Here is a 21,746-nt window from a genome sequence, read left to right as displayed (position 1 = left end):
AGGAGCCTGACATGACTAAGCAGCCCGAAGACTGGCTCGACGACGTTCCCGGTGATGACATCGAAGACGAAGACGATGAAATTATCTGGGTCAGTAAAAGTGAAATTAAACGTGACGCCGAGGAGCTAAAACGCCTGGGCGCAGAAATTGTTGATCTGGGGAAAAACGCGCTGGATAAGATCCCGTTAGATGCGGATCTGCGTGCGGCTATTGAGTTAGCCCAGCGTATTAAGATGGAAGGTCGCCGCCGCCAGTTGCAGCTCATTGGTAAGATGCTGCGCCAACGCGATGTAGAGCCTATCCGTCAGGCGCTGGATAAGCTGAAAAACCGCCACAACCAGCAGGTGGTGTTGTTCCATAAACTGGAAAACCTGCGCGATCGTCTGATCGATCAAGGGGATGATGCTATCGCTGAAGTATTGAATCTGTGGCCAGATGCCGATCGTCAGCAACTGCGTGCTCTGATCCGCAACGCGAAGAAAGAGAAAGAAGGGAATAAGCCGCCGAAATCCGCACGCCAGATTTTCCAGTATCTGCGCGAGCTGGCAGAGAACGAAGGGTAATTTTCGTTGTTGATGTGAGTATGGTTTGCCGGATGCAGTGCACCGTCAGATCTGTAGGCCTGATAAGACGCGTCAAGCGTCGCATCAGGCGCTATGCTCAAATGCCGGGTGCGGCGTCAACGCCTTATCCGGCCTACAAAAGCACGTTGCCCCTGTAGGCCTGATAAAACGTCTCAGGATTACTGCGCAGCTTCCGCTTTCTTCGCCAGACCATCCAGCAGTTTCTGATGGATCCCACCAAAACCGCCGTTGCTCATCACCAGAATATGGTCGCCAGGCTGAGCGGTTTTCACCACCATTTCTGCCAGCGCATCAACATCTCCACTCCAGTGCGCAGGCTGAATACATGCTTCTGCCACTTCAGCTACCTGCCACGGAATATGTGACGGTTGCAGCAGGAAGACTTCATCGGCACGACCTAATGACGGTGCCAAATCATCTTTGCAGACGCCCATCTTCATGGTGTTGGAACGCGGCTCAAGCACGGCAATAATACGCGCCGTACCGCCAACTTTGCCGCGCAGCGCCGCCAGCGTTGCCAGAATTGCCGTTGGGTGATGGGCAAAATCGTCATACACCGTCACGCCATTAGCTTCGCCACGCAGTTCCAAGCGGCGACGGGCATTGATAAACAATCCCAGCGCGTTAGCAGCATCAGCCGGTGCGATGCCAACATGACGGGCCGCAGCAATCGCCATCAAACCATTGTGCATATTATGTTCGCCCACCAGCGACCATTTCACTTCGCCCACTTTTTCGCCATCCAGCAAGACTTCCCATTCGGAAGCGTCAGTGGTCAGCTTTTTCGCCTGCCAGTGACCTTGCTCGCCCACCAGCTCCTGTTCACTCCAGCAGCCCATCGCCAGGGTTTGTTTCAGGTTGATGTCGTTTTCCGGCCAGATAATACGCCCCTGACCAGGAACAATACGCACCAGATGGTGGAATTGTTTCTGAATCGCTTTCAGGTCGTCGAAGATATCGGCGTGGTCGAACTCAAGGTTGTTGAGGATCAGCGTTCGCGGGCAGTAATGAACAAACTTAGAGCGTTTGTCGAAGAAGGCGCAGTCATACTCGTCTGCTTCGATAACAAAGAAGTCGCTTTCGCCCAGGCGTGCAGAAACGTCAAAGTTCCCCGGTACTCCACCGATCACAAAACCTGGTTTATAGCCGCACTGTTCCAGAATCCAGGTCGCCATTCCCGCGGTGGTGGTTTTACCGTGTGTACCGGCAACGGCCAGCACCCAGCGGTCACGCAGCACAAAATCGTGCAACCACTGCGGACCTGACATATATGGAATGTTTTTTTCCAGTACCGCTTCCACACACGGATTTCCACGGGTCATGGCGTTGCCAATAATCACCAGATCCGGCTGAGGATCGAGCTGGCTGGCATCATAACCCTGAATCAGTTCAATGCCTTGCTTCTCAAGTAAGGTGCTCATCGGCGGATACACATTGGCGTCCGAACCCGTTACTTCATGGCCCAACTGGCGCGCCAGAATCGCCAGACCGCCCATAAACGTGCCACAAATTCCTAATATATGAATGCGCATACGTCACTATCCTTTTTTAATCTACCGTTCATTTTACGCATATGTCGGGCAACAGAGAAACGCATTTCAGGATAATCCGTAATTTGCTGGCGCGATTCACCTGAGCGCAACATTGAGATTATTTGTTAAGATTATTGCGGTCGCTTTACTCCATAAACATTGCAGGGAAAGTTTTATGAAAACGTTAGGTGAATTTATTGTCGAAAAGCAGCACGAGTTTTCTCATGCTACCGGTGAGCTCACTGCTTTGCTATCGGCAATAAAACTGGGCGCCAAGATTATTCATCGCGATATCAACAAAGCTGGACTGGTTGATATCCTGGGTGCCAGCGGTGCTGAGAACGTGCAGGGCGAGGTTCAACAAAAACTCGACTTGTTCGCTAATGAAAAACTGAAAGCCGCACTGAAAGCACGCGATATTGTTGCGGGCATTGCATCCGAAGAAGAAGATGAGATTGTCGTCTTTGAAGGTTGTGAACACGCAAAATACGTTGTGCTGATGGATCCGCTGGATGGCTCGTCCAACATCGATGTTAACGTCTCTGTCGGTACCATTTTCTCCATTTACCGCCGCGTTACACCGGTCGGCACGCCGGTAACGGAAGAAGATTTCCTCCAGCCTGGTAACAAACAGGTTGCTGCAGGTTACGTGGTATACGGCTCCTCTACCATGCTGGTTTACACCACCGGATGCGGTGTTCACGCCTTTACTTACGATCCTTCGCTCGGCGTTTTCTGCCTGTGCCAGGAACGGATGCGCTTCCCGGAGAAAGGAAAAACCTACTCTATCAACGAAGGGAACTACATTAAGTTTCCGAACGGGGTGAAGAAGTACATTAAATTCTGCCAGGAAGAAGATAAATCTACCAACCGCCCGTATACCTCACGTTATATCGGCTCGCTGGTCGCGGATTTCCACCGTAATCTGCTGAAAGGCGGTATTTATCTCTACCCAAGCACCGCCAGCCATCCGGACGGCAAACTGCGTTTGCTGTATGAGTGCAACCCGATGGCATTCCTGGCGGAACAAGCGGGCGGTAAAGCGAGCGATGGCAAAGAGCGTATTCTGGATATCATCCCGGAAACCCTGCACCAGCGTCGTTCGTTCTTCGTCGGCAACGACCATATGGTTGAAGATGTCGAACGCTTTATCCGTGAGTTCCCGGACGCGTAATCTCCTGCGCCTCTCCACACGGAGAGGCGTTTTTATCGCTGCGCAATGTTGACTCTTGTCACTGGCGAACTCTGACGATTCTCCCACAACACCGTTAACCCACGCTGTAAGGCAATAAAAATGAATAACAAAATGCCGATGGCGATTTTCGTCCACCATGAGCTCAGCGTGCCGTCAAAGTTTATGTAAGTCTGGATCAGTCCCTGAATCGCCACACCAAATAGTGTTCCCAGCACCGTTCCCACCCCACCACTTAACAACGTACCGCCAATCACCACCGACGCGATAGCGTCCAGTTCCACACCTACGCCCGCCAGCGCATATCCGGCCTGGGTATAAATCGAGAAGACAATTCCTGCCAGTGTCGCCAGTCCGGTAGAGAGCATATAAATGCGAATAGTGGTGCTGCGAGTGGAAATCCCCATCAGGTTTGCCGACGTCGCGTTGCCGCCAATGGCGTATACCTGATTACCAAAACGGGTACGATGCGCGAGGAATATGCCGATAACCACCACCGCCAGCATCAGCAGCCCCATCGCGCTTAAGCGACCACCACCGGGGATTTTCCACGCAAGACTTGAAAGCGTGTCATAAATGGGATGATTTATCGGGATCGACTCTTCCGAAACGAGATAGCTGACGCCGCGCAAAAAGAACATTCCTGCCAGGGTAATGATGAACGCAGGGATCTTCAGGGCGTCGATCAGAAGCCCCATAAATGCGCCGAAGGCGCAACCCATCGCCAGCACCAGCGGAAACGCCAGCAGCGGCGAGAGGCCGAAATCGCCAATCACTTTTGCCAGAAACACGCCGGTAAAGGCGATCACCGAACCGACAGAGAGATCGATCCCACCGGAGAGGATCACAAAGGTCATGCCAACGGCAATGATCCCAAGAAAGGCATTATCGGTCAGGATATTGCAGATCACGCGCGTGGAAGCAAAACCGGGAAACTGGGTCAGACAGTAGAGATAGCCCAGCACAAAGACGCCGATGGTGATCATAAGCGGCAGGTTACGTTTTATCACGGCTACGCACTCCTTTAATCAGACTGATAAAGCGTTGCGACTGGACAATCAGCACGCAAAGCACCACCACCGCTTTCACCACCTGGTTCATCTCTGGCGGAAAGCCCGAGAGTAAAATTCCGGTGTTCATCCCCTGAATAATCAGCGCCCCCACCACCGAGAGCAGCAGGTTAAAGCGCCCACCCATCAGCGATCCACCGCCAATCACCACCGCGAGAATGGCGTCCAACTCCAGCCATAATCCGGCGTTGTTGGCATCGGCACCGCGAATATCCGCCGCCACGATAATGCCCGCGATCGCCGCACACAGCCCGCTCAACACATAAGTGAGCATGACGATGATTCGTGTGTTGACTCCGGCATTTTTTGCCGCCCGAATGTTGATGCCAACGGCTTCAATAAACATCCCCAGCGCCGTTTTGCGGGTCAACAGCCAGAAGAAGAGAAGCGTCAGCACAGCGATAATGACCGGCGTTGGCAGGAACAATAGCGATCCGCTGCCGAACCATGAGAGATCCGGCGAGTTGAACGTGACGATCTGCCCGGAGGTAATCAATTGCGCAACACCACGTCCGGCGACCATCAGGATCAAAGTGGCAACAAACGGCTGAATTTTGAGGATCGCCACCAGTATGCCGTTCCACAATCCAGCCAGAATGCCGGTACCCAGGGCGCTTAACAAAACAACTGGCAGGCTGACCCCCGCGACCGTCATCGCAGCCGTTGTGGCTCCGGCGATAGCCATCACCGCCCCCACAGAGAGATCAATCCCACCCGTAGCAATCACCAGCGTCATACCAATCGCCAGTAGCGCAACCGGAGCGGCGCGATTAAGAATGTCGATAGGGCTACCGAACAAACGCCCATCCTGAAGCACCACCTGCCAGAAATGCGGGGCCACCAGGCTATCGACCACCAGCACCAACAATAGCGCCACCAACTGCGGCATCCCCGTCGGCCAGCGAAAGCGCTTTTTCGACGACGCGGTGTCAGGGAGAGATTGAGGCATCACACTGTTCTCCTTACGCCGCAATGGCGTTCATGATCGCCGGAACGGAAAGCTCTGCCAGCGGGATCTCCGCCACCTGTTTGCGATCGCGCATGATAATCACCCGATCGGCATAGCCCACCAGTTCTTCCAGTTCGGAGGAGATCACCAGCAGCGCCAGACCGTCAGCGCACAGCGTTTCTATCAGGCGAATGATCTCGGCATGGGCGCCAACGTCAATGCCACGCGTTGGCTCATCGAGGATCAGAAATTGCGGACGAGTCAGCAGCCAGCGTGAGAGCAACACTTTTTGCTGATTGCCACCGGAGAGAAATTCAATCGGTTGTTCGCTGGAAGGAGTACGAATGCCCAGCTGACGGATAAAGCGTTCGGCAATCTCTTGCTGTTCTTTACGGGAAATCGGCCGTAGCCAGCCGCGCTGGGCCTGGAGAGCGAGGATGATATTTTCCCGCACCGAGGCGGCGGCGATGATGCCATCGGTTTTCCTGTCTTCCGGGCAAAAGCCGATGCCCAGTACCGAAGCCTGATGTGGCGATCGCAGGGTTTGCTGTTTGCCTTTGATCAGCGCCGTGCCGCTATCGGCTGGTTTGATGCCGAAGATCACTTCAGCGGTTTCGGTACGTCCTGATCCCAGCAAGCCTGCCAGACCGACGATCTCGCCGGGGCGTACTTCCAGATCAAACGGCGCGATCGTTCCTTTCTTGCCGTAATCTTTAAACGCTGCAACAGGATTGTCACTAAGCAATGTTCTTCCGGCACGCTGTAGCGCATGAGTATCCAGCTCACGCCCCAGCATCATTTTCACCAGTTCGATCTGCGGTAGCTCGCGGGTTTCCCGACAACCAACAAAGCTGCCGTTGCGTAAGACAGTGATCCGATCACTGACCTGATAGACCTGATCGAGAAAGTGAGTGACAAAGATCAGGCTGACGCCGCGATCGCGCAACTGGCGCATCAGGCCAAATAATAACTCCACTTCCTGAGTGTCGAGGCTGGCGGTGGGTTCATCGAGGATCAGCACTTTGGCGGAGAGATCGATGGCCCGACAGATGGCGACGATTTGCTGCATCGCAACTGAAAAGCGGTTGAGCGGTTCCCGCACGTCGAGGGAGAAACCGTAAGATGCCATCAGTTCGGTGGCGCGCTTTTCCATCTCTTTACGTCGTAGCAGGCCGAAACGCTTAGGTTCGCGGCCTATGAATAGATTATCAGCGACCGACATATTGGGTAGCAAGTTAACTTCCTGATAGACAGTGCCGATGCCGAGCTGCTGTGCGTGGGCGGTGTTTTTCGGTGAAATAACCTGACCTTCCAGCCAGATGGTGCCGCGATCGGCATGGTAAACGCCGGTAAGTGCTTTGATTAACGTTGATTTACCGGCTCCGTTTTCACCGAGCAGCGCCATGATTTCACCACGGCGCAGGCTGAAATCAACGTTATCTAACGCTTTGACGCCAGGGAAAAATTTGCTTAATCCTTCGGTGCGGAGGATTTCCTGGTGTTGGTCGGTCGTCATGGTTTCCCCCGAAGTAAAGCGTGCTCCCGCCAGGCCTGATAAGACGCGCCAGCGTCGCATCAGGCACCAGCGCACAACTGCCGGATGCGGCGTAAACGCCTTATCCGGCCTACGAGTCGGTATCAGGCATTAATGCCTGATACGTCTCAATACCCCATGTTTTTCTTCTTCTCTAACTCTTCTTTTGCGGTATCAGGCAGGTAAAGGGTGGACTTGGTCAGCGTCAGCTTTTCAGGCATGGTGCCGTCTTTTTTATATTTCTCCAGCGCGTCAAAGGCGGGTCCCGCCATGTTTGGCGTCAGTTCAACGCTGGCGTTCGCTTCGCCATCAATCATCGCTTTGTAGATGTCCGGCACGCCGTCGATAGAGCCTGTCAGGATATCTTTGCCCGGTTTCAGGCCCGCTTCTTTAATTGCCTGAATTGCGCCAATCACCATGTCGTCGTTATGGGCGTAAACCATGCAGATGTTTTTGCCGTTGTTTTCTGCTTTGATAAAGCTCTCCATGACTTCTTTGCCTTTACTACGGGTGAAGTCACCGGACTGCGAGCGGATGATTTTGATATTTGGCGCATTCTTAATGGCTTCGGCAAAGCCTTTCTTACGGTCAATGGCGACGCTGGCCCCAACGGTGCCCTGTAACTCAACCACGTTACACGGTTTGCCATTGACCTCTTTAACCAGCCAGTCACCAATCAACTTGCCTTCGAGGATGTTGTCGGCGGTGACGGTGGTCATATAGAGAGATTTGTCTTTCACGTCGATGGAACGGTCAAGCAAAAAGACCGGAATTTCGGCTTCCTTTGCTTCTTTCAAAACAGGTTCCCAACCCGTTGCAACCACCGGGGCGATAAAGATGGCATCTACCCCCTGCGCGACAAAGGAACGCACTGCTTTAATCTGGTTTTCCTGCTTTTGCTGACCATCGGCAATTTTCAGTGTGATACCGCGTTTTTCGGCCTCACTTTTCGCCACATTAGTTTCTGCTGCGCGCCAGCCGGATTCGGATCCAACCTGCGAAAATCCTACGGTTAACGGAGCGGCCAACGCCATAGACGACATGGCTGCCGAGACTGCAGAGACTACAAGTAAGCGTTTCCACATAGGGTTGTCCTCGTCGGGGTGATTATTATTGGTGAAAAGATGTTCGCGAAAAAACTATAGACAATTGGTTCTGTAACAGATTGCGTTACATCACACTTCAAAAAAGTAAATACATCGTTAATCACAAGTTTGTAATCGCTTTCATATCACTATGAAAAATGCGGCTACGGTTATGGATTTTCCAGCTCTGCGAACCGTCTTAAAACTGGCGAAAAAGGAAAATGAGAGCGAAAACAAGCGAAGACATTCGGCGCGAGTTGGCTATAATACTCGGCACTTGTTTGCCACATATTCTAAAGGAAACAGACATGAGCTTACTCAACGTCCCTGCGGGTAAAGATCTGCCGGAAGACATCTACGTTGTTATCGAAATCCCGGCTAACGCTGATCCGATCAAATACGAAATCGACAAAGAGAGCGGCGCACTGTTCGTTGACCGCTTCATGTCCACCGCGATGTTCTACCCGTGCAACTACGGCTATATCAACCACACTCTGTCTCTGGACGGTGACCCGGTTGACGTTCTGGTCCCGACTCCGTACCCGCTGCAGCCGGGTTCTGTGATCCGTTGCCGTCCGGTTGGCGTTCTGAAAATGACCGACGAAGCTGGTGAAGATGCGAAACTGGTTGCTGTTCCGCACAGCAAACTGAGCAAAGAATACGATCACATCAAAGACGTTAACGATCTGCCGGAGCTGCTGAAAGCTCAGATCGCTCACTTCTTCGAGCACTACAAAGACCTCGAAAAAGGCAAGTGGGTGAAAGTTGAAGGTTGGGAAAACGCTGAAGCCGCTAAAGCTGAAATCGTTGCTTCCTTCGAGCGCGCAAAGAATAAATAAGTTCTTAGATACTCTAAATAATTCAACTTGCAGGACAAAACGCCAGCGGCGTTTTGAACAACGCTTGCGTTGGCCCTGAAAGGGCGAGGCCTAAGGCCGAGTAACGCGACAAGTGAGTGAATCCTCTGGAGCTTACAGAAGTAAGTGACTGGGGTGAATGAACGCAGTCGCAGCACATGCAACTTGAAGTATGACGAGTATAGCGCAATAACCCTGAACGCCGGGCTTCGGTTAGTAAGGGTTTTTTTATGCCCGCAATTTATAAACTATCTACTCCACTATTATTATTTTCAGCAGTTGAAAGGCTTGAACGGTAAGAACAAGCTAAACTCGACCACCATTTTGCTGTTCATAGCCACTTGCTGGAAGTTAGCCGACCTCACTCATACTCACCGTTCAAAGCGTGCCCCCGTTTTACCCCTGCACATTTGTGAACGCCAGCAGAGTTTTTTATGCGATTGCAGATATGGAAAGCGGCTCGGAGAGAAAAGCAAAAGATGTGAAAGTTACAAAAAAATCGCGAGATACATCGCAAAAAACAACGCCACCCGAAGGTGGCGTGTTTATATTATGACTGATCCCTGTCTAACCAGTCGCCGCTTTCAATCAGCGTTAATCCATCGACGGGTCGTTGATAAACGTACATCCATGCACTCCCGTACGGCGTCTGAATCAACTGGCGCGCGTATTCACCGCCCCTGGTGCGCAAGGCATCAAGTTCGGCCAGCGTGGCGTTGTCAATACGATAAACTTCACCATGTACCGTTCCGTTTCCCGGAACTGCGCCTGGATAGTGGCCCAGGCTATACAACTGGTAGTTATCGATACTGAAATCGCCCAGCAACTGGGCATTTGTCATCCAGTGGCTGTTGCCTTGTTTGTGACGTAAACTGCCGTAGACAAATATTCGCATAGCTAAAACTCGAACTGATAGAGCAAATCCAGTGCCTGATCTACACCAGACACGGCTTCCAGATATAGCTTCGGCATCAGGCGATAACGTAACGTGAGTGTTGCTATAGAGTCAAATATCCCCACGCCGTATTTCACTTGTAAGCCTGGTAATACATAGCCGCTGACCACTACCTGGGAAGAATCACCTACCCCCTCGGTGTCGAGCGCTAAATTACTTACACCAAATGTCTCGCCGATTTTACCCACAATCTGACCACTTTGCGCAACCCCCAGACCAATCAGCATCGAAGTCATCGCCGCGCTGTCGCTCTGATCGCTCTCCAGCCCTTGTCCACGCAATAAGTAAGACAATGCAGCCTGTTGTGACATCGCCGGGTCAGAGAAGATCTCCGCTTTCGGCTCATCCGCCAGCCCGGTGACACGAACACCAGCGATTACGTCATCTTCTGTAGCATCCGGGTTACGAATGGCTTCGATATTGAGATACGGTTGATCCGGTGGACCAGAGAACAGCAGCTCGCCTTTGCGCACAATCAGATCCTGGCCATATGCATGGAAGCGCCCTTCAGGGATGTTAATTTGCCCGTTCAGGCCCAGACCTTGTTTGTCCTGTACGACGTTGAGATCGCCCGTCAGTCGCGCCTTCAGGCCAAAGGCATCAATGCGCACGTTATTGCCGACGTGGACAATCAGGTTGCTGTTGATCGGAATTGACGCGGTTTTCGTCTCCTCCGGTTGCAGGTTATCGTTGAGCATCACCACATCGCTTGAGACACCCACCGCACTTTCCGGCAGATCGTGCACCACAATGCGCGCCCACGGTACATCCACGCGACCATCAAGGGTAAACAGGCTTGGTGTCGCTTCGAATACGATGTCAGGCGACACATCCATCCGCACCATCGGTGGTACGGTGATCCGTACCTTACTGCCTTTCGCCGTTACCCGCGCCCGCCAGTTTTCAATCTGGCTCCAGTCAGCATCACCGTTCAGGTAGATGTCACCCTGCTGAGTCCTCACGGTCCCCGCAAGCGTCGAGCGCATACCGTTAAAATTGACCGCAAGCTGGCTCGGCTGCATATCAAATGGCATAAAGTTGCCGTCGATATCCACGCCTGTGACCTGTAGCTGACCAAACAGCTGCGGGCTTTGCACATCACCGCCCAGACATAGGTTAGCACTCACCATCCCCGCGGCTTTTTCACCACGCGTAAAGATGGGGTTCACCATTGCGAGGTTAAAATTGCGGATGTTGACGTTGCCACCAAGATTCCGGCGGCCTTGTGGATCGGTCACCTGCACCTGACCATCAAACTGGCCGTTATTGGTCAGACGGATGGTCCAGCCCAGCTCAGCGCGATTATTCCGCAGCTCTGCCGATAGGTTCAGCGTCTGAAACGCCACCGGTAGCGCCGCATCGTTGACGGTTTGCGTCACCTGCACGTTACGCCCCGAAAGAGTGATACTGCCCTGTGGCAGCCCCTCTTTGGTGGTGTCCCAGGCAACGTCCGCTTTACCCGTGAAGATACCGCTTGCCTGAGTAGTTTCCGGCATAAACGGTTTCAGCATTGCCAGGTCGAAGCGGTTGAGATTCACAACCGCACGCCCTTCAGCCCCGGCATCAATAGTTTGCGGCACGCACAGTTCCGCATTCGGGTTAAGCCAGCAGTGTGGCCCAATGCTGATTTTTTGCTCCTGATTGCGATAGTCCAGCGCGATATCACGCGTCAGCGACCACGGTCCGACCGGCGTCTGGAAGCGCGTATTGCTAAGTGTTCCCTTCCAGCGTTCTTCTTTGCGATCAAAGCTACCTGCCAGATTAAGCTGCCCGGAAACCGGCTCGCCCTGAATCCTCAGTTGTAACTCGTGCTGCTTTTCGCTGCCTTTCGCATTCAGAGTAACAAGGTTGATATTCACATCCGGCTGCGAGATTTGCTCAACGCGCACGTCGAGTTTACCCGCAATCTGATCGGTGGATTTGATGTCGCCTTCCACGCGAACCTGCGACACAGAAAGTTCCTGCCAGCGCAAGCCGCGCGCGGTGATATCCGCCAGCAACTGCGGCGCTTCCACCGTACCGCGAACTTTCACCAGCCCTTTCGCTGTACCGCCAAGTCCTGGCAGCGCGTTATCCAGACCAGGCGCGTTGATGGTGGCGTCAAGATTGAGATCTTTCACCCCCAGCTCGCCTTTCACTTCGGCACTGTTTGGCCCCAGTTCCAGATGCAGACCTGGGATCATCCACTGCATATAACTGTTGCCTTTCAGCGTTCCCTCAACGTTCACTTTGTTATGTTTGACGTTGCCGGTCAGCTTCAACTCCGGCACGTCCATCTGCCAGGTGCCGCCGTACAGGCTACCGCGCGTTTTGATCAAACCATTGAGTTTCGATGGCCAGTCCGGGAACTCTTTCGCCGTATTAATGCCGTTGAACGTCAATTCGCCGCGCCAACTAATGGCCTGCTGCCAGTCGAGCAGCGCCTTCAGCTCGGTTTTTCCTTCCAGCGCCGCAACGGTGAGTTTGTCGAGATTGACCTGCTGTTCATTCCCTTTCGCATCAAGGGTAATGGTCGCTGGCGGGATCTCCTGCCCTTTCACCGCCGTACGCATAGACAGCGTGTAATCGGTCATTTTGCCGGTGAGTTTCAGTTTCAGGTCATCCGCCTGATATTGCTTCTCACCAGTGAACGGCCAGTAAAGTTGTTTGCTGTTCACTTCCACGTTGAGCGGTAATCCAGCTTCCGCCAGCCGCGTCTGGGCGCGCAAATCCATATCCACCGGGCCGGAAAGGTTAACGCCTATCTCCAGCTGTTCGCGCAGCGCGCCGCCCACTTTTAGCTTCACCTTTTCACCTTTCAACGGCTCCACATTCAAAGTGCTGTTGAGGGTGATATCTACTGGCCAGTTGTTGGACAATTGTGCCGTACCGCTGGCATTGACAATCCCCTGGTTAGAGTCAATATCCAGCGCGTCCAGTTTGGTATTGCCGTCAATGCTGCTCACTTTCAGCAGCATGGTGCTCACGGTGATATCCGTGTCGCCTGTCACGCGCAGTTGCTCGCCTTTAAACTCTTCAATGTTCAGGTTAAGCGGCAAATGCACGTCGGTCATTTCCGGCAATACCGGGCGAGAAAAGAGATCTTTCAGCGTTTCGCCGAGCGGCTTTTCCTCCGGCTGCGGATTTTCAATTTTCGGTTCGACCACTTCTTCCTGCGCCACGTCCGCCACTTTCGGCAAGGCAATCAGCAAGCCTTTCAGCGACGTCGGTTTCAGGGTCAGGGTTTTCTCCTGCCAGTTCAGGCCGGAGGTGAAGTCCATCACCGACACCGTAGTGTCATCAATCTTGATGTTGACGTTATCCAGCGCCACGCGCGTCAGGGTGATGGGATACGGCGTGGAGAGATCCAGCGGCCCGCTATCTTCCTCTTCTTCAACCTGCTCAGAAGGAGGCATTTTTTTGCTGTCGATGTTGACCTGAATATCTTTCAGCGCCAGATCGTTAACACAAACGCTGCTGTTCCACAGACAATCCAGCCCAACGGCCAGGTGCAGATTGCCCGCTTTTACCGCCACGCCTGGCTGCTCATAACGAACGTCAGACAGGGTAAGGTCGCGCCAGCCGCCAGTGACCTTGCCGATGTCCAGCCCAGGCACCCAGCGGTCCGCCGCTTTAAATACCAGATGCAGGCCGCTAGTGGTGCCAACCAGAAATGCCACCGAGCCCAGCAGTAGTAAGATGACGATAACCGCGCCGAGGCTGATTTTTTTCCATAAACTCATAATTCTGGCCCCAGACCGATGTAAAACTGTAACCCGTGCTCGTCTTTATCCGCGACCGGTACGGCGAAATCGAGCTTGATCGGCCCGACCGGCGATTCCCAGCGAACGCCAACCCCGGTGCCGGTTTTGAAGTCGCTGCGGCGGATATCACTCACCGCTTCACCGCTATCGACAAACACCGCGCCCCACCATTTTCCGGTCACGTTGTACTGGTACTCCAGTGATCCGGTAATTAGCTTTGATGCCCCTTTCAGGTCACCATTGTCATATTTCGGCGCAATAGATTTGTATTTATAGCCGCGAATACTGCGGTCGCCCCCGGCGAAGAAACGCAGATCCGGCGGTACTTTGTCGAAGTCACCGGTTTCAATCCAGCCCAACGTGCCGCGCGTAACAAAGCGATGGCGATCGTACAGTGTGCGGATCCAGACGTTCTGTGCCTGGAAAACGGAGAAATCGACATCCGATCCCCAGGCTGTGTTGGAATAGTCGATAGAGTAGCGTTGCGAGTCGCCCCAGGTCGGCATCAGGCCGCCGCGTGATCGCGTCCGGCTAATCATCACCCCTGGATAAAACAGCATTGTGGTGTTAGTAATTTCACCCTGAGTAAAGTGGTCGAGACTCCAGCGTAGGTTAATGGCGCGCTGCCAGCCGCTGGAGAGATCCCAGTAGCGAGAAGCCACCAGCGTAGTGGAATCGGATTCGGTGTCATTCAGGTCAGTACGCTTAAAACCGCCCTGCACCAAATAATATTGTTCCAGTGGATTCTTCAGCAGCGGCATTTTATAGCTGAAGTCGAGGGTCTGTTCCGGCGCGGAAATACTGGTACTGGTAGTCAGACTGTGACCGTATGAGTTCATCCACGGCTTTTTCCACGTCGCTTTCACGCGCGGTCCCACGTCCGTAGAGTAACCGACCCCAGTTTCGATGGTGTTTTCTGTTCGCGGCGAAACCACGCCCGTCAATGGTAATACTTTCGTTTCGCGCGCTTTATCAAATTGCGGTGCCACTACCACCGAATTAAACCAGCCAGTCGCGGAAAGGCGACGGTTCAGTTCCGCCAGATCTTTTGACTCGTATTCATCGCCTTCTTTGAACGGTACCAGGTTTTGCAGGTACTCGTCGCGAATTTGCGAACCTTCAAAAGTGACATGCCCAAAGCGGTAACGTTCGCCACTGTTGTAATCAATATCCCAGTAAGCTTTATGCAGGCCAAGCGCTATGCCTAACTGAGCTTTGGTAAATTCGCTATCGAAATAGCCTTTACGCAGCGCAATACTGGTTAAGGACTTTTTGAAATTTTCATAATCGCCCTGGTTTAGCACCGTACCTATAGCCGGGCGAGTATCCAGCAACTTCAAATAGTCTTTATCGGTTCGCGCACCGCCGCGCAAGACTACATCGGTGCCGCCAATCAACACGGGTACACCCGGTGTAACTTTAGCAACCAGCACCTGCCGTCCTTTCTTTGGCGGTGGCTGGAGATCAAATTCAATTGTTGGCTGGTAATAGCCCAGTGCTTTTAGACCTTCCCGAATGGCATCATCAACACGTGCGCGAAAGCGCCGGTCTGGCGTCACTTCATCACTTTGAATCGTAGAAAGCTGTGCACGAACGTTTTTTTCCAGCTGTCCCGATAACCCTTCCACCTGTAGACGGACATTCGCGGCGATGGCAGAACCACTAAAGCAGAGTAAGCTTACACAGCATAACTGTCGGATATAGCGCACATTTTCTCCTGAATATCCTTTATTCCTGCCCCTGGAACTCCGTTAAACGGCTTAACAATAATCCAGCAATATGGATTAAAAAGCAGACTAAACCCAAAATATTACTTATGTTTTACTTTAGACCCATTCACGGGGGTTATTGTGTGCAAATACGTCCCTTGTTACAACCTAAACCCCTATGACCGACTTTCGGGAGAACGACACCATGAGTTTATTTGATAAAAAGCATCTGGTTTCCCCCACCGATGCCCTTCCTGGACGGAATACCCCGATGCCCGTAGCTACGCTGCATGCGGTCAACGGTCACTCAATGACAAATGTGCCTGACGGAATGGAGATCGCCATTTTTGCGATGGGCTGTTTCTGGGGCGTTGAACGCCTTTTCTGGCAACTTCCCGGTGTTTACAGTACTGCCGCAGGCTACACTGGCGGTTACACGCCAAACCCGACTTATCGGGAAGTGTGTTCCGGTGAGACCGGCCACGCCGAAGCGGTGCGAGTGGTTTACGATCCGTCGGTAATCAGCTATGAACAACTGTTGCAGGTTTTCTGGGAAAACCACGATCCTGCACAAGGGATGCGTCAAGGTAATGATCACGGCACGCAGTACCGTTCCGCGATTTACCCGCTGACACCAGAACAGGATGCCGCCGCCCGCGCCAGTCTGGAACGTTTTCAGGCCGCAATGCTCACCGCCGATGACAATCGCCAGATAACCACCGAGATTGCTAACGCCACACCGTTCTATTATGCCGAAGATGACCACCAACAGTATCTACATAAAAACCCTTATGGCTATTGCGGAATTGGTGGAATAGGCGTTTGTCTGCCGCCTGAAGTGTAGTATTAAAAGGTGGCCCCAAAGTGAAATGAGACAAAAATTTAACCCTCTGGCGACTTTACAGTACCTTACGCTATACTAGCCTCTGAAAATGCCGGTTCACTCTCTTCGAATCGGCTTTCAATGTGTATTTCACACAAATTAATCAACTTCCCCTTCCGAGGATCTGACCTGAACGGTTAGATAAGATATGTTAAACAGTATTTTAGTCATACTCTGCTTGATCGCCGTAAGTGCGTTCTTCTCGATGTCCGAGATCTCGCTTGCCGCCTCACGCAAAATCAAACTTAAACTGCTGGCTGATGAAGGCAATATAAATGCCCAACGCGTTATGAATATGCAGGAAAATCCCGGCATGTTCTTTACCGTGGTACAAATCGGTCTGAACGCAGTGGCGATTCTCGGCGGTATCGTCGGTGATGCAGCGTTCTCCCCGGCTTTTAACAGCCTGTTCTCCCGCTATATGTCGGCAGAGCTCTCTGAGCAACTGAGCTTTATTCTCTCTTTCTCGTTAGTGACTGGCATGTTTATCCTGTTTGCGGATTTAACCCCGAAACGCATCGGTATGATTGCGCCAGAAGCTGTGGCTTTGCGTATCATCAACCCGATGCGCTTCTGCCTGTACGTCTGCACCCCGCTGGTGTGGTTCTTCAACGGCCTGGCGAACATGATCTTCCGTATCTTTAAACTGCCGATGGTGCGCAAGGATGACATCACTTCCGATGATATTTACGCGGTAGTAGAAGCGGGGGCGCTGGCGGGGGTATTACGTAAACAAGAGCATGAACTGATTGAAAACGTGTTCGAGCTTGAATCCCGTACTGTCCCGTCGTCTATGACTCCGCGTGAGAACGTCATCTGGTTCGATCTCCACGAAGACGAGCAAAGTCTGAAGAATAAAGTGGCGGAACATCCGCACTCAAAATTCCTCGTCTGTACTGAAGATATCGACCACATCATCGGCTATGTGGATTCGAAAGATCTGCTTAACCGCGTGCTGGCCAATCAAAGCCTGGCGCTGAACAGTGGCGTACAAATTCGCAACACGCTGATCGTGCCAGACACGCTGACCCTTTCTGAGGCGCTGGAAAGTTTTAAAACTGCGGGCGAAGACTTTGCAGTAATCATGAATGAATACGCGCTGGTTGTGGGGATAATCACCCTCAACGACGTGATGACCACACTGATGGGCGATCTGGTTGGTCAGGGTCTGGAAGAGCAGATTGTGGCGCGTGATGAGAACTCATGGCTAATCGATGGTGGAACACCGATTGATGACGTGATGCGTGTACTGGATATTGACGAGTTCCCGCAGTCAGGCAATTACGAAACCATTGGCGGCTTTATGATGTTTATGCTGCGTAAGATCCCCAAACGCACTGATTCGGTGAAATTCGCCGGCTACAAATTTGAAGTGGTGGATATCGATAACTACCGCATCGACCAGCTGCTGGTAACGCGGATCGACAGCAAAGCCACCGTCCTTTCGCCAAAACTGACTGACGCTAAAGATAAAGACAAAGATAAAGAAGAAAACGTCGCATAACCTCAGAAACATCAACGGCTCCTGAATCAGGAGCCGTCTTATTACTGCATAGCTCTTTGGTTAAGCCATCTCTGTTTGCAGACGCATAACCTGACGGTTTACTTCGGACATCACTGATAAATGCAGTTTATCCTTCACTTTTGGGATAAGAATTTTACCCTTATCAAATTCAAAAGCGCCAACATCCTTGATGTATAACCGTCCACGAAACAGGATCTTCACGTACTTCGCCACTTGCAGTGGGTTGTACCGTTGGAAAATTTTCATTGTTGTCTCCTGCTGAGTATTACGCCTTTGCGGTACCACAATCGGTCCAACTATTATGAGGCGCAAATTTTAATGCCTAATGACTATAGACTACTGCGGTAATGTTTCCAGCCTGTATGATTTTTTTTACCGTAACGTTACAATTATTCAGAATTATCTTTTCGCCTAATCAGAATCTTTAGTATAAGCATTCATTTTTCATATGATTTGTGCGCTTGTCCGCAAACTGGCATCACACTTGCGGGATTTTCGATAAATAGCACATATGATTAAAAGTCAGACCCAAGTGGTCGGATCACCTGCATATCATAAGAAGGAAACACCATGACTCTACGCAAGATTCTGGCCCTCACCTGCCTGCTGCTGCCGATGATGGCCTCCGCACATCAGTTCGAAACCGGCCAGCGAGTACCGCCGATTGGCATTACCGATCGTGGCGAGTTGGTGCTTGATAAAGATCAGTTTAGCTACAAAACCTGGAACAGCGCGCAGTTAGCGGGAAAAGTGCGAGTGCTACAACATATAGCTGGTCGTACGTCAGCCAAAGAGAAAAACGCGACGCTGATAGAAGCGATTAAATCGGCGAAGTTGCCGCACGATCGCTACCAGACCACCACCATTGTCAACACAGATGACGCAATTCCGGGTTCCGGCATGTTTGTGCGCAGCAGTCTGGAAAGTAATAAAAAGCTTTATCCGTGGTCGCAGTTTATTGTCGATAGCAACGGCGTCGCGCGCGGCGCCTGGCAGTTGGATGAAGAGAGTTCTGCCATTGCCGTGCTCGATAAAGACGGCCGTGTGCAATGGGCGAAGGACGGAGCGCTCACCCAGGAAGAGGTGCAGCAAGTGATGGACCTGCTGCATAAGTTGCTCAATAAATAGAAACTCTGAATCCTGGGTTCAGGAACGATTCACGCGGGGTATAATCCAGCGGTTTACCCTGCCAATCGTGTACGTGCGCTCCGGCTGCAGCAGCAACAGCGTGGCCGGCGGCAGTGTCCCAAATATTGGTTGGTCCGAAACGTGGGTAGAGCTGCGCCTGCCCTTCCGCCACCAGACAGAATTTCAGCGAAGAGCCAATGGACGTCGTCTGATGTTCGCCAAGCTGTTGCAGATACTCTTTCAGCTCTGCATCCGCATGGGATCGGCTAATGACCACCAGCGGCGGCCGCGCATCGCGTACCTGAATCTGCTTGCGCACGCCGCACTCTTCTTTCCAGGCTTTGCCTTCTGCCGCACTGTACATTACGTTCATTACTGGCGCATACACCACACCTAAAATCGGTTTTCCGTGGTCGATGAGCGCAATATTAACGGTGAATTCGCCGTTACGTTTAATAAACTCTTTAGTGCCATCCAGCGGGTCCACCAGCCAGTAACGCTGCCAGTGCTGACGGACTTCCCAGCCGGGAGGATCTTCTTCAGACAGAACCGGAATATCCGGCGTCAGCGTACGTAAACCGTCCATGATTACGGTATGCGCGGCAATGTCCGCCGCTGTCACCGGTGAGTTATCCGCTTTGCTGACGACGTCCATCGGTTTCGTCCCGTCGTAGACCTGCATAATGGCATCGCCCGCAATCCGTGCGAGTTGACATACTTGTTCTAACATTCTCCACCTCTTTTGTTTCAGTGGTGTTAACTCGTTGTTTTACTTATACCCTATCGTTAAAGAATCCGCCAACTGTGATGGCGTCATCGTTTCCTGATTTATTATTTATGGCATCCTTCAACGCTCTGTATGAAAGACGTTTCATCTACTCATTCATAAAAGGATGCCCAGATGGTTAAGTTTAGTGCAACGCTCCTTGCTACGCTGATTGCCGCCAGTGTGAATGCGGCAACAGTCGATCTCCGCATAATGGAAACCTCTGATTTGCATAGCAATATGATGGATTTCGATTATTACAAAGACTCCGCCACAGAAAAATTCGGACTGGTTCGTACTGCGAGTCTGATTAATGGCGCGCGTAATGAAGTGAAAAACAGCGTGCTGGTCGATAACGGCGATTTGATTCAGGGGAGTCCGCTGGCAGATTACATGTCGGCGAAAGGATTAAAAGCAGGTGATGTTCATCCGGTTTATAAGGCGCTGAATACGCTGGATTATACGGTCGGCACACTCGGCAATCATGAATTTAACTACGGTCTGGATTACCTGAAAAATGCGCTGGCAGGGGCGAAATTCCCTTATATAAACGCCAACGTCATTGACGCTAAGACCAAACAGCCGATGTTTACGCCGTATTTAATTAAAGACACCGAAGTGGTCGATAAAGACGGGAAAAAACAGACGCTGAAAATTGGCTACATTGGCGTCGTGCCACCGCAGATTATGAGCTGGGATAAAGCCAATTTATCCGGCAAAGTCACCGTTAACGATATTACTGAAACGGTGCGCAAGTTCGTACCAGAAATGCGCGAGAAAGGGGCCGATGTTGTTGTCGTCCTGGCGCATTCTGGTTTGTCTGCCGATCCGTGTAAAGTGATGGCGGAAAACTCAGTTTATTATCTCAGTGAAATTCCGGGCGTTGACGCCATTATGTTTGGCCATGCTCACGCCGTCTTCCCGAGTAAAGATTTTGCCGATATTAAAGGCGCGGATATTGCCAAAGGTACGCTGAACGGCGTTCCGGCGGTAATGCCTGGCATGTGGGGCGATCATCTGGGCGTGGTCGATCTGCAACTCAATAATGACAGCGGGAAATGGCAGGTGACGCAGGCGAAAGCGAAGGCTCGCCCAATCTACGATATCGCCAATAAAAAATCCCTCGCGGCGGAAGACAGTAAACTGGTCGATACGCTCAAAGCCGATCACGACGCCACACGCCAGTTTGTCAGCAAACCGATCGGTAAATCTGCCGACAACATGTATAGCTATCTGGCGCTGGTGCAGGATGATCCGACCGTGCAGGTAGTGAACAACGCGCAAAAAGCGTATGTCGAACATTACATTCAGGGCGATCCGGACCTGGCAAAACTGCCGGTGCTCTCTGCTGCCGCGCCGTTTAAAGTCGGTGGGCGTAAGAACGACCCTGCCAGTTATGTCGAAGTGGAAAAAGGCCAGTTGACCTTCCGTAATGCCGCCGATCTCTATCTCTATCCCAATACGCTTATCGTGGTGAAAGCCAGCGGTAAAGAGGTGAAAGAGTGGCTGGAGTGCTCCGCCGGGCAGTTTAATCAGATAGGCCCCAACAGCACTCAACCACAGTCACTCATCAACTGGGATGGTTTCCGTACCTATAACTTTGATGTGATTGATGGCGTGAATTATCAGATTGATGTTACCCAGCCCGCCCGCTATGACGGCGAATGTCAGGTGGTTAATGCCAATGCAGAGCGGATTAAGAACCTGACCTTTAACGGTAAACCCATTGATCCGAACGCCATGTTCCTCGTTGCCACCAATAACTATCGCGCTTACGGCGGCAAATTTGCCGGAACAGGTGATAGCCATATTGCCTTTACTTCACCGGATGAGAACCGTTCGGTACTGGCAGCGTGGATTGCTGAAGAGTCTAAACGTGCGGGAGAAATCCACCCGGCGGCAGATAACAACTGGCGTCTAGCGCCGATTGCTGGCGATAAGAAACTGGATATCCGTTTCGAAACATCCCCGTCAGATAAAGCCGCAGCATTTATTAAAGAGAAAGGGCAGTATCCGATGAATAAAGTCGCGACCGATGATATCGGCTTTGCGATTTATCAGGTGGATTTGAGTAAGTAAAACACTTCATTTTCGGCCTACAAATCATCAACCGCATCCGGCATTTATTGTCGGATGCGATGCTGGCGCATCTTATCCGCCCTACAAGCCATGAACCGTAGACCGGATAAGCGCAGCTCATCCGGCTCTTCCTGGCGGATGCGATGCTGGCGCAT

17 protein-coding genes are annotated in these 21,746 nt (G+C 52.0%); 7 read left to right on the top strand and 10 right to left on the bottom strand.

Translation table 11 applies throughout. The features are described 5' to 3' along the window. The first annotated feature begins 11 nt into the window (after positions 1 to 11). Complete coding sequence (gene yjgA, locus FEK46_RS13075; protein ID WP_130259537.1) at positions 12 to 563, top strand: ribosome biogenesis factor YjgA; 552 nt, start codon at positions 12 to 14, stop codon at positions 561 to 563. A 179-nt stretch (positions 564 to 742) separates the two neighbouring features. Here yjgA and mpl read toward each other — a convergent pair whose 3' ends face one another. After that, positions 743 to 2,116 carry a UDP-N-acetylmuramate:L-alanyl-gamma-D-glutamyl-meso-diaminopimelate ligase gene (gene mpl, locus FEK46_RS13070; RefSeq protein WP_130206063.1) on the bottom strand — a complete coding sequence of 458 codons (1,374 nt, stop codon included), beginning with the start codon at positions 2,114 to 2,116 and terminating at the stop codon, positions 743 to 745. Between the two features lie 175 nt (positions 2,117 to 2,291). On the opposite strand from mpl, the gene fbp reads away from it, so the two are divergent. Further along, entirely contained in the window at positions 2,292 to 3,290 is a 999-nt protein-coding gene (fbp, locus tag FEK46_RS13065; protein WP_000853753.1) for a class 1 fructose-bisphosphatase, read from the top strand. 32 nt (positions 3,291 to 3,322) lie between these two features. Here the strand turns inward: fbp and yjfF are convergent, their stop codons facing one another. The 4 genes from yjfF to ytfQ form a co-directional block, all read right to left on the bottom strand. Then, positions 3,323 to 4,318, bottom strand: a complete 996-nt coding sequence (yjfF, locus tag FEK46_RS13060) for a galactofuranose ABC transporter, permease protein YjfF (RefSeq protein WP_135560188.1) — start codon at positions 4,316 to 4,318, stop codon at positions 3,323 to 3,325. Beyond that, positions 4,305 to 5,327: a galactofuranose ABC transporter, ATP-binding protein YtfT gene (ytfT, locus tag FEK46_RS13055; RefSeq protein WP_135493313.1), complete on the bottom strand. Its 1,023-nt coding sequence runs from the start codon at positions 5,325 to 5,327 to the stop codon at positions 4,305 to 4,307. Before ytfT ends, yjfF begins: the two co-directional genes overlap by 14 nt. A gap of 13 nt (positions 5,328 to 5,340) precedes the next feature. Beyond that, positions 5,341 to 6,843 carry a galactofuranose ABC transporter, ATP-binding protein YtfR gene (gene ytfR / locus FEK46_RS13050; protein ID WP_130206059.1) on the bottom strand — a complete coding sequence of 501 codons (1,503 nt, stop codon included), beginning with the start codon at positions 6,841 to 6,843 and terminating at the stop codon, positions 5,341 to 5,343. A 146-nt stretch (positions 6,844 to 6,989) separates the two neighbouring features. Continuing rightward, positions 6,990 to 7,946 (bottom strand): galactofuranose ABC transporter substrate-binding protein YtfQ, encoded by a 957-nt coding sequence (gene ytfQ, locus FEK46_RS13045; protein ID WP_064525873.1) that lies wholly within the window; start codon positions 7,944 to 7,946, stop codon positions 6,990 to 6,992. A 308-nt stretch (positions 7,947 to 8,254) separates the two neighbouring features. On the opposite strand from ytfQ, the gene ppa reads away from it, so the two are divergent. Next, positions 8,255 to 8,785 carry an inorganic diphosphatase gene (gene ppa / locus FEK46_RS13040; RefSeq protein ID WP_000055075.1) on the top strand — a complete coding sequence of 177 codons (531 nt, stop codon included), beginning with the start codon at positions 8,255 to 8,257 and terminating at the stop codon, positions 8,783 to 8,785. A 568-nt stretch (positions 8,786 to 9,353) separates the two neighbouring features. On the opposite strand, the gene FEK46_RS13035 is transcribed toward ppa, so the two are convergent. The 3 genes from FEK46_RS13035 to tamA are packed head-to-tail and all read right to left on the bottom strand — an operon-like array spanning position 9,354 to position 15,210. After that, complete coding sequence (locus FEK46_RS13035) at positions 9,354 to 9,698, bottom strand: gamma-glutamylcyclotransferase (RefSeq protein WP_130206055.1); 345 nt, start codon at positions 9,696 to 9,698, stop codon at positions 9,354 to 9,356. A gap of 2 nt (positions 9,699 to 9,700) precedes the next feature. Beyond that, positions 9,701 to 13,480 (bottom strand): autotransporter assembly complex protein TamB, encoded by a 3,780-nt coding sequence (gene tamB / locus FEK46_RS13030; protein ID WP_135560189.1) that lies wholly within the window; start codon positions 13,478 to 13,480, stop codon positions 9,701 to 9,703. Next, complete coding sequence (gene tamA / locus FEK46_RS13025; protein ID WP_130206051.1) at positions 13,477 to 15,210, bottom strand: autotransporter assembly complex protein TamA; 1,734 nt, start codon at positions 15,208 to 15,210, stop codon at positions 13,477 to 13,479. Before tamA ends, tamB begins: the two co-directional genes overlap by 4 nt. Positions 15,211 to 15,415: 205 nt before the next feature. On the opposite strand from tamA, the gene msrA reads away from it, so the two are divergent. Together msrA and FEK46_RS13015 are read left to right on the top strand one after the other, a co-directional pair. Further along, positions 15,416 to 16,054 (top strand): peptide-methionine (S)-S-oxide reductase MsrA, encoded by a 639-nt coding sequence (gene msrA / locus FEK46_RS13020; protein ID WP_131161328.1) that lies wholly within the window; start codon positions 15,416 to 15,418, stop codon positions 16,052 to 16,054. A gap of 187 nt (positions 16,055 to 16,241) precedes the next feature. Then, positions 16,242 to 17,597: a hemolysin family protein gene (locus tag FEK46_RS13015; protein WP_130206047.1), complete on the top strand. Its 1,356-nt coding sequence runs from the start codon at positions 16,242 to 16,244 to the stop codon at positions 17,595 to 17,597. A gap of 60 nt (positions 17,598 to 17,657) precedes the next feature. Here the strand turns inward: FEK46_RS13015 and FEK46_RS13010 are convergent, their stop codons facing one another. Then, positions 17,658 to 17,864, bottom strand: a complete 207-nt coding sequence (locus FEK46_RS13010; protein ID WP_000689228.1) for a DUF1107 domain-containing protein — start codon at positions 17,862 to 17,864, stop codon at positions 17,658 to 17,660. 324 nt (positions 17,865 to 18,188) lie between these two features. Between FEK46_RS13010 and FEK46_RS13005 the strand changes: the two genes are divergently transcribed. Next, the gene (locus FEK46_RS13005; protein ID WP_064525852.1) at positions 18,189 to 18,746 is read left to right on the top strand and encodes a YtfJ family protein; all 558 of its coding nucleotides are present in this window, start codon (positions 18,189 to 18,191) and stop codon (positions 18,744 to 18,746) included. Here the strand turns inward: FEK46_RS13005 and cysQ are convergent. Continuing rightward, positions 18,736 to 19,476 (bottom strand): 3'(2'),5'-bisphosphate nucleotidase CysQ, encoded by a 741-nt coding sequence (cysQ, locus tag FEK46_RS13000; protein WP_130206045.1) that lies wholly within the window; start codon positions 19,474 to 19,476, stop codon positions 18,736 to 18,738. The two genes, FEK46_RS13005 and cysQ, sit on opposite strands and share 11 nt — an antisense overlap. 171 nt (positions 19,477 to 19,647) lie before the next feature. Here cysQ and cpdB point away from each other — a divergent pair, with 171 nt between their 5' ends. Continuing rightward, positions 19,648 to 21,591 (top strand): 2',3'-cyclic-nucleotide 2'-phosphodiesterase, encoded by a 1,944-nt coding sequence (gene cpdB, locus FEK46_RS12995; protein WP_135560190.1) that lies wholly within the window; start codon positions 19,648 to 19,650, stop codon positions 21,589 to 21,591. The last annotated feature ends 155 nt before the right edge of the window (positions 21,592 to 21,746 follow it).

This window comes from Escherichia sp. E4736 (assembly GCF_005781225.1).
In the GTDB taxonomy this organism is placed as follows: Bacteria; Pseudomonadota; Gammaproteobacteria; order Enterobacterales; family Enterobacteriaceae; genus Escherichia.
The sequence above is the reverse complement of the archived record's forward strand: the minus strand, read 5'-3'. Positions and strand labels throughout refer to the sequence as shown.

Coding starts and splice junctions, on each gene's coding strand:
- yjgA (WP_130259537.1), top strand. CDS start 12: ATGACTAAGCAGCCCGAAGACTGGCTCGACGACGTTCCCGGTGATGAC.
- mpl (WP_130206063.1), bottom strand. CDS start 2,116: ATGCGCATTCATATATTAGGAATTTGTGGCACGTTTATGGGCGGTCTG.
- fbp (WP_000853753.1), top strand. CDS start 2,292: ATGAAAACGTTAGGTGAATTTATTGTCGAAAAGCAGCACGAGTTTTCT.
- ytfT (WP_135493313.1), bottom strand. CDS start 5,327: ATGCCTCAATCTCTCCCTGACACCGCGTCGTCGAAAAAGCGCTTTCGC.
- ytfR (WP_130206059.1), bottom strand. CDS start 6,843: ATGACGACCGACCAACACCAGGAAATCCTCCGCACCGAAGGATTAAGC.
- ytfQ (WP_064525873.1), bottom strand. CDS start 7,946: ATGTGGAAACGCTTACTTGTAGTCTCTGCAGTCTCGGCAGCCATGTCG.
- ppa (WP_000055075.1), top strand. CDS start 8,255: ATGAGCTTACTCAACGTCCCTGCGGGTAAAGATCTGCCGGAAGACATC.
- FEK46_RS13035 (WP_130206055.1), bottom strand. CDS start 9,698: ATGCGAATATTTGTCTACGGCAGTTTACGTCACAAACAAGGCAACAGC.
- tamB (WP_135560189.1), bottom strand. CDS start 13,480: ATGAGTTTATGGAAAAAAATCAGCCTCGGCGCGGTTATCGTCATCTTA.
- msrA (WP_131161328.1), top strand. CDS start 15,416: ATGAGTTTATTTGATAAAAAGCATCTGGTTTCCCCCACCGATGCCCTT.
- FEK46_RS13015 (WP_130206047.1), top strand. CDS start 16,242: ATGTTAAACAGTATTTTAGTCATACTCTGCTTGATCGCCGTAAGTGCG.
- FEK46_RS13010 (WP_000689228.1), bottom strand. CDS start 17,864: ATGAAAATTTTCCAACGGTACAACCCACTGCAAGTGGCGAAGTACGTG.
- FEK46_RS13005 (WP_064525852.1), top strand. CDS start 18,189: ATGACTCTACGCAAGATTCTGGCCCTCACCTGCCTGCTGCTGCCGATG.
- cysQ (WP_130206045.1), bottom strand. CDS start 19,476: ATGTTAGAACAAGTATGTCAACTCGCACGGATTGCGGGCGATGCCATT.
- cpdB (WP_135560190.1), top strand. CDS start 19,648: ATGGTTAAGTTTAGTGCAACGCTCCTTGCTACGCTGATTGCCGCCAGT.